Raw genomic sequence first — 12,731 nt, 5'->3', positions numbered from 1 at the left:
CCTTCTTTCCTTCTTTCATTTATTTTTCTGTAGAATGCGGATTGCTTTTTTTCGACAGTGCCGTGCTTTCTCTTGTAATCAATGTGGGCTCCACATAATAATTGTCGCAAACATGTACGCCTGTTTCGGCTTCTTTCAAAAGCTGATCCAGCGCAATTTCCACCATGGTAGGAATGCGATAGCGTACCGTTGTGAGCGGCGGAACAATGCATGTCGTCATTGGCAGGTCGTCAAATCCGACAATGCCCACATCTTCGGGGATCCTCATGTTCAGCTGCCTGCAAACTTTGTACAGTTCCACGGCAATCTGATCATGATAACAAAATGCGGCAACCGGTTTCGGTGCACGCTTCAGCAGTTCCGCCAGCCGCTCATGCCCGGCCGACAGATCTGCCGGCATTTGGAAAATGTTTTCGGTATCCAGCGTATAGCCTTCTCGCTGCAGGCTGGTGGAAAAGCCCAAATAACGATCATCTTCCAAAAGATTGATCTGCTCTGTTCCCAGGTACAAGAAATTCCGGAACCCCTCCTTCAACAGATGCCGAACGATTTTATCCATCGCAGGAAAACTGTTAATCTGCACAGAAGAACGGTTGCTTCCATCAATCGCATGTGACAGCAGCATGCAGGGAATGGGATAGTCGTAGAAAAACTTTTTATTTTCAGATGAAACACACGGAGCAAGCAACACACCTGTCACCCCGTACTGCTGCATCAGCTTCATGCACCGGCGTTCCTGCGCACAGGAATAATTGGTGTCCATCACAACCACCTGATAGTCTCTCTTTTCAGCCATGAGCCGAATCGTTCTGGCCACCGCAGCATAAAATTCGTTGCTGATATTGGGAAGCAGTACGCCAATCACATGCGTCCGCTCTTCCAAGTGCTGTTCATGTTTGGCATAGTCCAAAAAGTACTTTTTACCGCACAACTTAATGTATCCTTCGTCCCGAAGTGAAACCATGATGTGCTGCGCAGTCACGACCGAAACAGAATATCGTTTTGCCAATTCCCGCGTGGTCAAAAATGGAGCACCCGACTCGCCGTACACCTTTTTTAAAATCTCTGTCTGAATGGTGTACTGAACCTGTGCCGTGCGAGACATGTTTTTTAAAATCATATTTTCTTCTATGTTCATAATCCGTTTTCTCCTTTGATACACAGCGTCATCTGTTATGTATATGAGGATCAGGAAATCACAACATCCTGTTTCATTGACCTGTCATATTTTTTAAGCATCTATTATTCCATACTGTCCGCAAGTGCGCTCAGGCAATGTGCCGCCTTTTTCAGCGTCTCACGGTGAAGCGGTTGAAACACCGGTTCCATCTCCCGCAAAGGCTTTTTCAGATAATTCTGAAAAGCCGTTTTCCCGGCTGCCATCAACTCAGCATCGTTCGCCGGACATCCTGCCGATGCGCTTTTTTTGAGCCACGCAAAGAACAGCTGATTTTCGGGGATGCAGAGCCACCGCATAAACTCGCTGGCATATCCGCGGCTGTAGCTGTTTGCCAGATTCTTTTTGAATGAAATTTCAAACCGGTCGTTGACCGGACATTCCGCACGCAGAAGTTCCAGAGATCTGCTTTGCGAATAATCCGGATGCGTATCCAAAACATCACACAAAAAGTTCAGCAACTGTTGATAGGACTCACTCAGTTCCTCGTTCCATTCTCCACGGGCCGCGTGACAGATGATCCAAAGCAACATGGCGTTGGCCGTTCTTCCCAACGCTGTTCGAGCAATGTCCACGCTGTCGCGCCGATGAAACGCGGTTCTGTCAAACTCCGCCTGTGCCAAGGCATCCAAAACCTTTGCCGTTTGCGCCAGCAGCCGGGGCAGCTGTTTTGCCTCTTTTTCCAAATTGGCAAGGACCTGCGGTGTCCAACGGCGCAGCCTTTCACATCCCAGCACATCAAAGAAATATTCCTGATGGATATCTTCAATAGCCTCTTCCCGGTTCAGTGTCCAAACCCGAAGCGGCAGCATCGGCCATAAAGCGATCCATGCCGGGTACAAATCCATTGTCTGGCCATAACGGCTGCGGCAAAAATTCTCCAAGAAGGTGTCATCGTCCACTTTCGACCAGGCGCTGCGCGAAAAGAATTCCAACATCAGCGTATCGGAATGGGACAATTCCGGCCAGAATACGAGCCCCTGACACATAAAGTCATTTCTGGCCTCATCCAGTCTCCACGACAGCTCCTGATAATTGCCTCGTATATCACTGCACGGTTCAAATGCGTGGAAAATACCGAAGATCCATGGATATTTTTGATAAAAGCCCCATGTTTTGTAATTGTTTTCCGCATCGCAGGAATCCGCTGTGTAATCGAAAGCAATGTGCCGTTTCGGGTCCAGTGTTTTCAACAGCTCCCTGACTTCATCCGGATACCAGTTCATCACAAAATCCCAGCTTGCAATCAAAACCGGCGCCCCTGGCCACTCTCGTTCAACCCGTGACAAAATGCGCTCATACGCCATTTTCTTAAAGCGCATATTCACGTCCCGGTCCGCAGAACACATTCTTTCCGCCAAACCGATGGTATGAAACAGCCGCGGCTGCCCGTATTGTTCAACGTGCGTCCTGGTCAGTTGAAAATAACGGTCCATATTTTCGTCTTCACGAATATCCCAGACGCGCCCGGTTGGCTGGTTGTAAACATTCGATATCTGCGGAATAAACTGCGGATTTGTTTTCTCCAAAAACGAAACCGGCGTTCTGCTGTACCAGTGCGTCATTGTGCCGCAGTCCTCCGGATGCAGCAGATCCCGTTCAAACGCATAGTTCAAAACCTGACGGCGCAGCCACCCGCGGTATTGCAGCGACCAAAAAAGTGTGCGGGCATCATAGCCCTCTCCCACTTCCGGAAGCTCCCCTTGCGCCGACGGATATTCCACCGTGTCGGGGAATGCCTTTTGGAACAAATCGTCAATGCCAATGCGCAGCATGAACATGTTCAACCGGCGCTTTACAAGCCAGTCAATTTCTTTTTTCCAGTCTTCCAACCCCCAATGTTCCGCTTGAAAACGATGCAGGCCCCGGTGTGCAAAGTAGCGGATTCCCCGCAAAGAAAAGTCCGGCTTTTCCAGCACATCCAGGTCCCCAATGGAAAGTTCCGTTCGGTGCAAAATCACATCGCCATCCCAAAAATAGCGGCATCCTGCCCGGCGCTCGAAAAAGTCATAAACCGCATACAGCGTGCTCCGTCCCCTGCCACCACGCAAAAAAAGCAGCGAACAGCCGTTCCGTTCCACAGAGGTCATTGCGTATCCGTCTGTTCCGGGTGCCACTCCGCTTTCCGGAAGCCATCCTTCCAAATAGGCATACCTTGATAACGCATTTACATCCGTATCGCCAATCACCACCATATCATCCTGCGGTTCTGCCGCGTTTGCCTTCTCGATCGGCAAGCATATTCCTGTGACGGAACGATACAGATCCTGAAAGATTTGAGCTGCAATTCTATACGCGCTCTCCGTTCCTTCCGGCATAATGATTTTCAGCATATTCATACCTCTGCTCTACTTTTCATTTCAAAATGCGTTTAAACATTCAAGGCCTGTGCGGAAAGTATTTTTGAAGAATTTTAACGTTTTAATGTCATTTTGTCACTATATATAGTTGTTTCGCCTCTTCAAAACACTATTCTACACCATTTATTATAATGTACGATAATGTTTTTTCAACAGTATTATGTTATTTTATAACAACAAGCAACTGCTTATATAACAGCATTTGGAGATGTTTTTCAATGAAAATTTATCGATATAATGTAAAATACACATCCAAAAATGTATTTTTACACAAATTCAAACACACTTAGATACGACAGGCAGAAATGCACTGGTTCCATGCATAGCAACCGCTGAATCGTCCGCTCTCATCCGTGACATAGGGCAGCTTTGGGCAGGAAAGTGTTTCAATCTGATCAATTTCCCCTCTTGCCAAACGCCGCATCTGCTCAGCAGCGGTCTCAAATCGCCCCGCCGCACCGGAGAGTCTCACATCAATGATTTCAAAGCCATATGGGCGATTTGTCTGTTCCCACAATTTCTGCCACACCGCTTTGCATTTTCTGTACAGCTCCGCAATGTGCTTCGCGGAGTCTGCGGCTTGTGCCGCCACCGGCGAATTCTTTTGGGCCGAAGGCGCAACAATTCTCCACGCACACCGGGCAGCAAGCAGTTCCGCAAGCACTTCATAAAAACGGTACAGCGCTTCAAAGCACGGTTCATCACTGTGGAAAGCGGCATACTGCTTTTGCAACGCATAATAATGGCCCGAAAAATCCCTACCGTTTATGTCCGCGTCAAACAAGGGCAACAGAGGATCCTCATACAGTAAAAACTTCGCGGCATTTACCGGATCATTGGTTTTCGGAAGCGTGCCGGGCAGATTGTTGAAATCCGACAAATGAGCAAAAGCATCCGCTTTTTCTCCGGTACATGCTTCAAACCGTGCGGCCAAATGGGCAAGGCAGTCGTTTTGAGAATAATCAAACTCCGCAAAAACCTGTAGCCCGTAAAGAGCCGTCAGAAGGTTTGTCTCTGCGCCGTCATCTCCCCAGGCGGTTGCAAATACTCTCCGAATGCCATACTCTGCGCATTTCTGAAGCGCCGGCAGGGTGACTCGAATCATTTTGTCCATGGCCGGTGCCGGTCCGATCCACGTCCAAACACCGCCGGCAAAAGCCAACGGGGAGTGAAATGCAGTGTGCAAACGAACAAAACGATCGTAAAAAGCCGGATCTTCGTGGTAGTAATCCCAATAAACAAGCGGGATCTCCTCATCGGCAGCATCGATGATGTTCTGCGGTATCTCGCCCGGCACATCGTAGTAAGAACCTGTTGTAGAGATGGTGCGGAAATACATATCGCTCCACATCATCGGCTTCAGAGAATACTTTTTGGCAATCTCATGCACACGGCTCAAATGCTGCTTCATCAGTTTTTCAGCCGGTGTAATGCCGTGTTTAAACCGATAATTTCCAAGCCCCAGCGTCCACGCTTCATCCATTCCAATATGGATGTTTTGGGTCTGAAAGGTTTCCGCGGCAAAGCGTAGCATCTGATCGATCAGCACATAGACCTTTTCTTCGCCAACCATTAAGATATCCGCCGTGTCCCGCAAATCAGAGTCGATTTGGGGCCAGTGAAGCGCACGTTCCAAATGGCCCAGCGTCTGTATGCAGGGAATCAGTTCTATGCCGAGGCTGGCGGCGTACTGATCCAAGTCACGAAGTTCCTGCTGCGTATATCTTCCACGAAGATAGCCAAAATAGGGATGCCCCGGAAGTTCATAGGTATCCTCCGTATACAGCATGGCCGTATCCAATCCCATCAAGGCCATCTTTCGCAGCATCAGCCGAAAGGTCTGCGGCGTTAATACCGCATTCCGCGAACAGTCCAGCATTGCACCATTGTGCTGAAATACCGGCTGCTGATTCATTTCAAAATCTTCCGCTTCTTTCAGGTAAGACAGGGCGCGGAAAAACTGCGCACGCTTTTGATAACGGACATTCAGGGTATGATTTTTTCCGCAAACCTCAAAATGCTCTCCCGGCTCGGCTGTAATGCGGACCCCTTCCTCACAAAGGCAGAACCCCTCGTGTTCCGCAATCTCATACAGGCCAGCTTTCAAATCCTCGGGAATACGCTCTGGAAAGATCTTCACCTGTTTCATTGACACCTTCTCCTTCCGTATTTCTAATGTTTGGCCTGTCTTAGGTCAAGGGATATTGCGGTGAGCGAGGCGTTTTGCCAACAGCACCGCACCGTAATCTGCTTCATGTTTCGGGGAGATCAGCACGAGCTGATCTTCTTCAGGATAACGTTCTCTCAAACAGTGTATCAGTGAATCGCGTACAGCCGCGTTCTTCTTCAGAACACTTCCTGAGAGCGCAAGCGCCGCGCGGCCATTCAAAAAAGAGATTGCCGGCAATGCCAGCTCAGCCAGCGAGGCTGCCGCATTCTGCACAATTTTCTGTGCAGCCTGATCCTGGTGCTGTAAAGCCCTGTCCAGCGAGACAGCCAGCGCAGCAATTTCCTTTTTGGTGCGTTTTTCATCGTACAGCCAGTCGATCAAAAAACTTACATCCGCAAGCTTCAAATGCTCCAGCACCAAATCCTGTAAAATGGTTGCAGGCGCCCTTCCATCCTGGGCCTTAACAACCGCCCGCAACATCTGTATGGAAAGATCATAACCGCTGCCGCCATCATCGATGAGGTGACCATTGCCGCCAATCTGCAACTGTTCACCGGTTTCCCTTTGAGCAAAACAGATGGAGCCGGTCCCCGCAATCAAAACAATTCCCGCGTTCCCATCCAGTGCACCGGCATGCGCAGTCACTGAATCTGCAACAATTTGAAGCGGACAGGTAAACCCGGCTTCACGCACTGCCTGTCTCAAAAAAGCAGCAGCAACTGAATTATTGACGCCCGCACTGCCGATACAAATGGCCTGACAGTCCGCCGCTGAACAGCTTCCCTGCGCACTGCGCAGCAGTTCACGCATATTGCGGTCCACCTGTGCTTTGACTGCCCCATTATAATTGGTTGTTCCGCCCTGAAACCGGCAGAGAATTTCACCTGTTTCACTGACGGTCAAGCCTTTTGCCGCGGTTCCGCCACCGTCGATTCCAATCACATACCTGCCCATTGTTTCGCCCTTTTCATAAATGTTTCAAAGCATCCTTTAAGACGCCATGATTTTTTTCCAGGCATCGTTGCGCTGTTTTCGGGTCCTTCCCCGACAAAATGCAGAAAATCGCTTGTTTTACATTTCCATTGGTCCTGTTCAGCCATGTTTCCGCATCAGGCTCCGACACGCCGGTAATTTCAGCAATCATACGAATCGAACGATGCACCAGTTTTTGATTGGTCACCTGCACATCTACCATTCGATTCCCATAGACCTTTCCCAGCCGGACCATAACGGCGGTCGTCAACATGTTCAATACCAGCTTCTGGGAAGTACCTGCTTTCATGCGCGTGGAACCACTGATCACTTCCGGACCACAGACCGGCGCAATACAGACGTCGCACTCCTGTTCAAACCCATTGTTCTGATTGTTGGTAAGCCCAACGGTACCGACGCCGACTTTTCTCGCTGCTCTCAAAGCGCTGACCACATAGGCTGCACTTCCGCTGGCACTGATGCCAACTACCACGTCCCGTTCGGTCACACCCCGCTCCGAAATCAGTGCCGCGCCTTCCTGGGCATTGTCTTCGCATCCTTCGGACTCCCGGTACAGATCACCGCCTGCCACACAAGCCTGAACAAGCTGCGGATCAACTCCATACGTAGGGGGACATTCAAAGGCATCCAAAAAGCCCAGTCTTCCGGAAGTACCGGCCCCCACATAGAAAAGCCGGCCACCTTTCCGCATTGCCTGGTAAATCAAATCGACTGCTTTTGCGATCTGCGGAATCTGCTCCCGCACTGCAGGCGCTACTTTGCAGTCCTCCCGGTTGATCATATATAACATTTCTTCCGTAGAGCACTCGTCGATCCGAACGGTGTCCGGATTCACGCTTTCGGTAATCAACTGATTCAGGTCCGGCATGTCTACCTCCGCTATTTCGGTTTATCATTCTGCAGGCATCCCAGGTGCCTGCGTTTTTCCTCGGTCCGCAACCATTCTCAAACCGGTTGCACCGGATTATGGTTTCTCTTTTTGTTTGGGTGTCATAAAATCTCTGTAAATGCTCGGATCACTGTTGGGGATCACCCTTGCACCCACACTTTTTTCGTAAAACGGAATCGGCCCCACTCCACCTATGATGGCGTAAACATATCCCAGTTCATCTCGCATGGCCTCCATGCTTCGCAGCAGAAGTGCCTTTCCAATTCCCATGCCCCGATGGTCTTTCTCCACCGCAGTAGGGCCAAAGAAATCCGGCGCAGTCGCCTCATAGCAGGCAAAACCCACCAGTCGCTCCTGTTCGGTAGCGATAAAAAGGCTGACAGGTTTCCGCGCAAAGGAAGCTTCTGCTTCACCGACCGCACATTCACTGAAGGTTCTGCGGACGAAATCGCACACCAATTTCTTGTCCGGTGCCAGAGCGCGGCGTATTACAATTCCCTTGCTTTTCAATTCCTCATAAACCGGACGGGAATCCGGCAATGCTAATAAATCCACCAGCATATTCTGCATGGAAAACACCTCTTTCTTCGTTTTTCCCGGTCGCTGCGAGATGGTTTTGCGCGAACACACGCACAAAACCATCTCCGCAAAACGATTTGTTTATTTCAGGCCCGAAGTAACGGCGATTCCGCTGAGGATCTGTTTTTGTGCAACAAAGAACAGAAGGATCAACGGGATGGTAACAACCGTACTGGATGCCATCAGCAACGCCCATTCGTTTCTGGAGCCTGCCGCAAACATCTGCAGACCAATGGAGAGCGTATATTTCGAGCTGTCCTGCAGATAAAGCAGCGGGCCGTTCAAATCGTTCCAACTGGACATGAAAATCAGAACGCTGATCGTAGTCAAAACCGGTTTGCACATGGGGTATACAATGCGATAAAGGATCTGCAGTTCACCGGCACCGTCGATGCGCGCCGCCTCAACCACGCTGTCCGGCAGACCTTTGATAAACTGCCGCATTAGGTAAACATAATATGCGCCGCCAAAAAACGCGGGCAGAACCAGAGGAACAAACGTATTCACCAGACCCAGTCGACTCCAGGTGCTGAACATCGGGATCTGCGTAACCTGCCACGGAATCATCATTGTAGCCAAAATGACAGGGAAAATGTACTTTCCGCCCTTCCAGGGAATCTTCGTCAGAGAATACGCGACCATCGGCGCAGAAAACAGTTCGCCGATCACCGGAAGAATGGACACGATCAAAGTATTGAGCGTCTCGGTGAGTACCGGCATGCGCCGAAATACTTCCTTAAAATTCCCCCACTGGGGATCGAGGGGAATCATCTGCGGCGGGTTCAAAAAAATTACCGTCGGGTCCTTCAGCGCAGTGGTTACCATCCAGTAAAGCGGCATGAAGAAAATAAGCGAAAAAAGGATCATAACCATGTAAGCAAAAAGTCTTTTGACCCTTTTGGACGTTCTTCCCCAGGAATTTTGTCTTGTCGCAACTTTCATTGTCCCATTTCCTTTCTGTATGATTTACTCCACATCGTAGTTGATTTGGTTCTCTGTAAAGTACAGTTTACAAGGGACTACACAGGGTAGGTATCTGACGGGAGGGGTGCCGCCAGTCAGATTTTCCATGTGATGTTCAAGCTGTCGCTTGTGGCGGCTATGGTGGTGATCATCAAATCCACCACACGCCGCTTGTCATCAAAAGATACATTCTCCCAGGTATCGAGGTAGCCGGAAATCTGGCTGACCTGTTCCGGGCTGATGGCCTCCACAGTCAACTCCGCTATCCTTGCCAGAAGTTCCTGCTTGCGCCCGTCCAGTTCCGCTATCTTCACATTCACATAGGAGAACAGGACATTGTTTGCCCCCGTCAGACTGTCCACCAGCTTTTCAATCTCGCTGTCTACATGGGCAAGTTCCACTTGCAGGGCGGTGATTTTCGGGTTTGCCTTTGCCGCTTTCTTTTTTCCTGTCAGCGTCTTGTAGCTTGCCAGCTTCTTTACCATCTGCTGATAAACAACCGCTTCCAGTTCCGAAGTGATGATTTTCCCACAGCCAGGACAGCTTTTATTGTCCAGCCGTTTCGTGCAGCGGAGATACTGTTTGCCGGAGGGATTGTAGATACTCATAAGAGCATACCCGCAATTCCCGCACTTGATTTTTCCTGCCAGCCATGTGTGGGTGGCTTTCCGGGCAGACTGGATTTTCATGTTGTTCATCAGCTTCTTGCGGCAGGTCAGCCAGGTGTCGGAGGGGACGATACCCTCATGGGGAGCCAGTACCAGCATTTGGTCTTTTAAGTCGTTTTTCTTGCTGGCCTTTACATCTCGCCCTTGATACAGATAGCAGCCGTTCATGCCCGTAAAATCGGCAACGTCATTGACAATGACTGTACCTTGACTTTTGAAAAATTCGTACACATCAAGGTCTGCCTGCACATAGACAGGATTGCGTAACATCTGCGCCAGCGTGGGGCGTATCAGCTCTTTGCCATGGAACAAAATCCCCTGTTCGGCAAAGTACCGGGTAATGTCCCCGTAGGAAGTTGTGGGCTGGGCGTACATCTCAAACATCAGCCGGATATTGGCCGCTTCCTCCGGGTTTACCACCAGCTTCTTTGTGTTGATACCGTCCATCTTGATAGGCTCCGTATGGAAGCCGTAAGGGGCTTTCCCGCCCATCTTAAAGCCCCGCTGACTGCGGGAGTAGTAAGCGTCCGTTACCCGCTTCTGTATCGTTTCCCGTTCAAGCTGGGCGAACACGATACAGATATTCAGCATGGCCCGTCCCATCGGCGTGGAGGTATCAAACTTTTCCGTAGAGGACACAAACTCCACATTGTACTGCTGGAACAGCTCCATCATGTTGGCAAAGTCCAGAATGGAACGGCTGATACGGTCGAGCTTGTAAACCACGACCTTTGCAATCAAGCCCCGCTTGATGTCCCGCACCAGTTCTTGAAACTTCGGACGGTCTGTGTTCTTGCCGCTGTACCCTTTGTCTGTGTATTCCTTGCAGTTACCGCCTTTCAACTCGTATTTGCAAAATTCAATCTGGCTTTCAATGGAAATGCTGTCCTTTTTGTCTACCGATTGTCTTGCATAGATTGCGTCTATCCGATTGTTCATATTGTCGCTCCTTTTCTTAAAAAAGAAACGGAGCTGCTGACAGTTCTATTATACCGCCAGCAGCCCCGCAAATCAATGATGGGTTTGGAAAACCTTATGTCCCGGCTTCCTCACTCTCCCGCTTGTCGGCGTACTTGCGGAACACCTCATAAAGCTGCTGTTCCAGTTCCCGGCGTTTGGCTGCTTCCTGTTCCGGCGTGAACACCGGGGAGAGATTTTCCAGTGTGATTTCCTTTCCCTGAAAAGTCACGATTTCGATTTCCTTTTTGTATCTGATATTACTTATAAGATCACCTTTCCTTTCCATGCTGCCGCTGTTGCCGTTTCAGTTCCGCTAAAATCTCCGGCGGGATACGGTCAACCAGCCGCCGCATATCGTCCAGTTCGCTTTTTAACTTCGCCCGTTCCATCGTGTCATTCATCTTGCCTTTTTCGCTGGCCTTTGCCCTGACTTCCAGCTTTTCATTTTCCGCTAACAAGTCATTGATTGTGACCTTGTATTTTTTCAGTTGCCCGGAGAAGTTCTCCATCTGCGGAAACCACTTTTTCAGCATGGAGAGGGCTTCCTCTTTCTTCTTTCCGGCGTTCAGCGGGGTAATGCCGGAGAGAACCGCTTCAATGGCCCTCGCCTGTTTGGAGAGGTTGACCGCCTGTTTGAACAGCCGGGTGGGGATATGCTTCCGGCCCGTCTTGCTGGCGCTTTCCCCACGCTCCAGGTCGGGGTACTGCTCCACCATACAGGCGTGAAAATCGTCCTGCCACTTCGTCAGATTGGCCCGGTTGCCGATAATTTCTTTGGCGCACAGGCGGTTGTCCTTTGTCAGCGGCACAAAGACCAAGTGCAGATGGGGCGTTTTTTCATCCATGTGTACCATAGCCGAAACGATGTTCTCCCGGCCCACCCGGTCAATGAGGAAGTCCGCCGCCCTCTGGAAGTAGGCCGCTATCTCCTTTGGGGACTTGCCCTTGAAAAACTCCGGGCTGGCGGTAATCAGCGTGTCCACAAACCGAGTGCTGTCCTTGCGGGTGCGGCATCTGGCCTGCTCGATGCGGCTCTGAATGAAATGGTAGTAGCGGCCATCCGGCTTGACGATGTGGAAATTGTACTTGCTCCGGCTGGTGTCAATGTCCGGGTTGCTGGCGTACTGCTCCTTTTTCCGTTCATGGTGGGCTTCCAGCGGCCCCGCCGGGTGGCCCTTGTGCTTCTCAAATCGCAAAATTGCGTGTTGTGCCATTGAACTCCTTTCCCCATTCCATTCCTTTCCGGCGGGTTTTCCCGCCGAAAATATCTCTGATAGGATTGGAATGGAATGAATGTAAATAGATGGTTTTAATCTCTGTATTTCTATATACCGTCAGATTTCCGTACTTCAAGAGGATTGATTTTCGTACTCGCCAAGTACGGTTTTCAGCCCTCCGGCGTACCATAACCGGATTTCTTGAAGTCGGTGTTTGGAACCGCTTCATAGGATTTCGGGTAAATGCGGTTGGGTTTTCCACAGCCCTGTTTCTGGATTTCCACCAGCCCCGCATACTGCAACTCCCGCAGGGTGTTGACCGCTTTCTGCCGCCCGCAGCGGAGCAAAGCGACCACCTCGCAGATGGGGTAGTACAGGTAGACCCGCCCGTACTCGTCCGCCCAGCCGTTCTTCCGGGACAACTCCGCCCGGCGCAGGACAAAGGCATACAGCACCTTCGCTTCGTTGCTCAAGGGCTGGAATGTGGGTGCTTCAAAAAGGAAATTGGGGAGCCGGGTGAAACTGAACGCCTTTTCCGGCTGGTGAATATAAATCGTGTTTGTCATAGCGTGTTTTGTGGACGGTTAGAGGCCCGTTTTCCGGGGCGAATGATAAATGATACCAGCCGCCCCGGTTGAGGGCTTGCGGAGCCTTGCAAATCAAGGCTTTTCCCGCTCTTAACTGTCCACAGCAGACCTCCTTTTCCGTTCACTTTCTGTTTTCTGCCGCCTGTGAACTCTGGCGGCGCAGTCCGG

The 12,731-nt window shown here is 50.3% G+C and carries 12 protein-coding genes; all 12 read right to left on the bottom strand.

Annotated elements, in window-relative coordinates; translation table 11 throughout:
- Positions 1-19: 19 nt before the first annotated feature.
- Complete coding sequence (locus tag WMO24_RS06530; RefSeq protein WP_349215522.1) at positions 20-1,138, bottom strand: substrate-binding domain-containing protein; 1,119 nt, start codon at positions 1,136-1,138, stop codon at positions 20-22.
- A gap of 104 nt (positions 1,139-1,242) precedes the next feature.
- Positions 1,243-3,510, bottom strand: a complete 2,268-nt coding sequence (locus WMO24_RS06525) for an alpha-N-acetylglucosaminidase TIM-barrel domain-containing protein (protein ID WP_349215520.1) — start codon at positions 3,508-3,510, stop codon at positions 1,243-1,245.
- A gap of 313 nt (positions 3,511-3,823) precedes the next feature.
- Entirely contained in the window at positions 3,824-5,686 is a 1,863-nt protein-coding gene (locus tag WMO24_RS06520) for a beta-N-acetylhexosaminidase (protein WP_349215519.1), read from the bottom strand.
- A 45-nt stretch (positions 5,687-5,731) separates the two neighbouring features.
- Positions 5,732-6,661, bottom strand: coding sequence for a BadF/BadG/BcrA/BcrD ATPase family protein (locus WMO24_RS06515; protein WP_349215517.1), 930 nt, complete (start codon positions 6,659-6,661; stop codon positions 5,732-5,734).
- A 13-nt stretch (positions 6,662-6,674) separates the two neighbouring features.
- Positions 6,675-7,568, bottom strand: a complete 894-nt coding sequence (murQ, locus tag WMO24_RS06510; RefSeq protein ID WP_349215516.1) for an N-acetylmuramic acid 6-phosphate etherase — start codon at positions 7,566-7,568, stop codon at positions 6,675-6,677.
- Between the two features lie 96 nt (positions 7,569-7,664).
- Positions 7,665-8,231 (bottom strand): GNAT family N-acetyltransferase, encoded by a 567-nt coding sequence (locus WMO24_RS06505; protein WP_349215515.1) that lies wholly within the window; start codon positions 8,229-8,231, stop codon positions 7,665-7,667.
- An 18-nt stretch (positions 8,232-8,249) separates the two neighbouring features.
- A complete protein-coding gene (locus WMO24_RS06500) occupies positions 8,250-9,041 on the bottom strand; it encodes a carbohydrate ABC transporter permease (protein WP_349215514.1) in 792 nt (263 codons plus the stop codon).
- Between the two features lie 185 nt (positions 9,042-9,226).
- Entirely contained in the window at positions 9,227-10,738 is a 1,512-nt protein-coding gene (locus WMO24_RS06495) for a recombinase family protein (protein WP_002575864.1), read from the bottom strand.
- A 94-nt stretch (positions 10,739-10,832) separates the two neighbouring features.
- Positions 10,833-11,024, bottom strand: a complete 192-nt coding sequence (locus tag WMO24_RS06490) for a hypothetical protein (RefSeq protein ID WP_321118048.1) — start codon at positions 11,022-11,024, stop codon at positions 10,833-10,835.
- Between the two features lie 4 nt (positions 11,025-11,028).
- Positions 11,029-11,973 carry a MobV family relaxase gene (gene mobV, locus WMO24_RS06485; RefSeq protein WP_002575862.1) on the bottom strand — a complete coding sequence of 315 codons (945 nt, stop codon included), beginning with the start codon at positions 11,971-11,973 and terminating at the stop codon, positions 11,029-11,031.
- A 173-nt stretch (positions 11,974-12,146) separates the two neighbouring features.
- Positions 12,147-12,542, bottom strand: coding sequence for a replication initiator protein A (locus tag WMO24_RS06480; protein WP_002575861.1), 396 nt, complete (start codon positions 12,540-12,542; stop codon positions 12,147-12,149).
- Positions 12,539-12,731 (bottom strand): hypothetical protein (locus WMO24_RS15835; RefSeq protein WP_435413812.1); only part of this gene is annotated, 193 nt, incomplete at its 5' end. The genes WMO24_RS15835 and WMO24_RS06480, both read right to left, overlap by 4 nt.

This window comes from Ruthenibacterium intestinale (assembly GCF_040096265.1).
In the GTDB taxonomy this organism is placed as follows: Bacteria; Bacillota; Clostridia; order Oscillospirales; family Ruminococcaceae; genus Ruthenibacterium; species Ruthenibacterium komagatae.
Note: the sequence above shows the minus strand (reverse complement) of the source record. Positions and strands in the feature narration are given on the sequence as shown.

Bases quoted from the DNA above. Each gene is read 5' to 3' on its own strand.
- WMO24_RS06530 (WP_349215522.1), bottom strand. From the start codon at position 1,138: ATGAACATAGAAGAAAATATGATTTTAAAAAACATGTCTCGCACGGCA.
- WMO24_RS06525 (WP_349215520.1), bottom strand. From the start codon at position 3,510: ATGCTGAAAATCATTATGCCGGAAGGAACGGAGAGCGCGTATAGAATT.
- WMO24_RS06520 (WP_349215519.1), bottom strand. From the start codon at position 5,686: ATGAAACAGGTGAAGATCTTTCCAGAGCGTATTCCCGAGGATTTGAAA.
- WMO24_RS06515 (WP_349215517.1), bottom strand. From the start codon at position 6,661: ATGGGCAGGTATGTGATTGGAATCGACGGTGGCGGAACCGCGGCAAAA.
- murQ (WP_349215516.1), bottom strand. From the start codon at position 7,568: ATGCCGGACCTGAATCAGTTGATTACCGAAAGCGTGAATCCGGACACC.
- WMO24_RS06505 (WP_349215515.1), bottom strand. From the start codon at position 8,231: ATGGTTTTGTGCGTGTGTTCGCGCAAAACCATCTCGCAGCGACCGGGA.
- WMO24_RS06500 (WP_349215514.1), bottom strand. From the start codon at position 9,041: ATGGTTATGATCCTTTTTTCGCTTATTTTCTTCATGCCGCTTTACTGG.
- WMO24_RS06495 (WP_002575864.1), bottom strand. From the start codon at position 10,738: ATGAACAATCGGATAGACGCAATCTATGCAAGACAATCGGTAGACAAA.
- mobV (WP_002575862.1), bottom strand. From the start codon at position 11,973: ATGGCACAACACGCAATTTTGCGATTTGAGAAGCACAAGGGCCACCCG.
- WMO24_RS06480 (WP_002575861.1), bottom strand. From the start codon at position 12,542: ATGACAAACACGATTTATATTCACCAGCCGGAAAAGGCGTTCAGTTTC.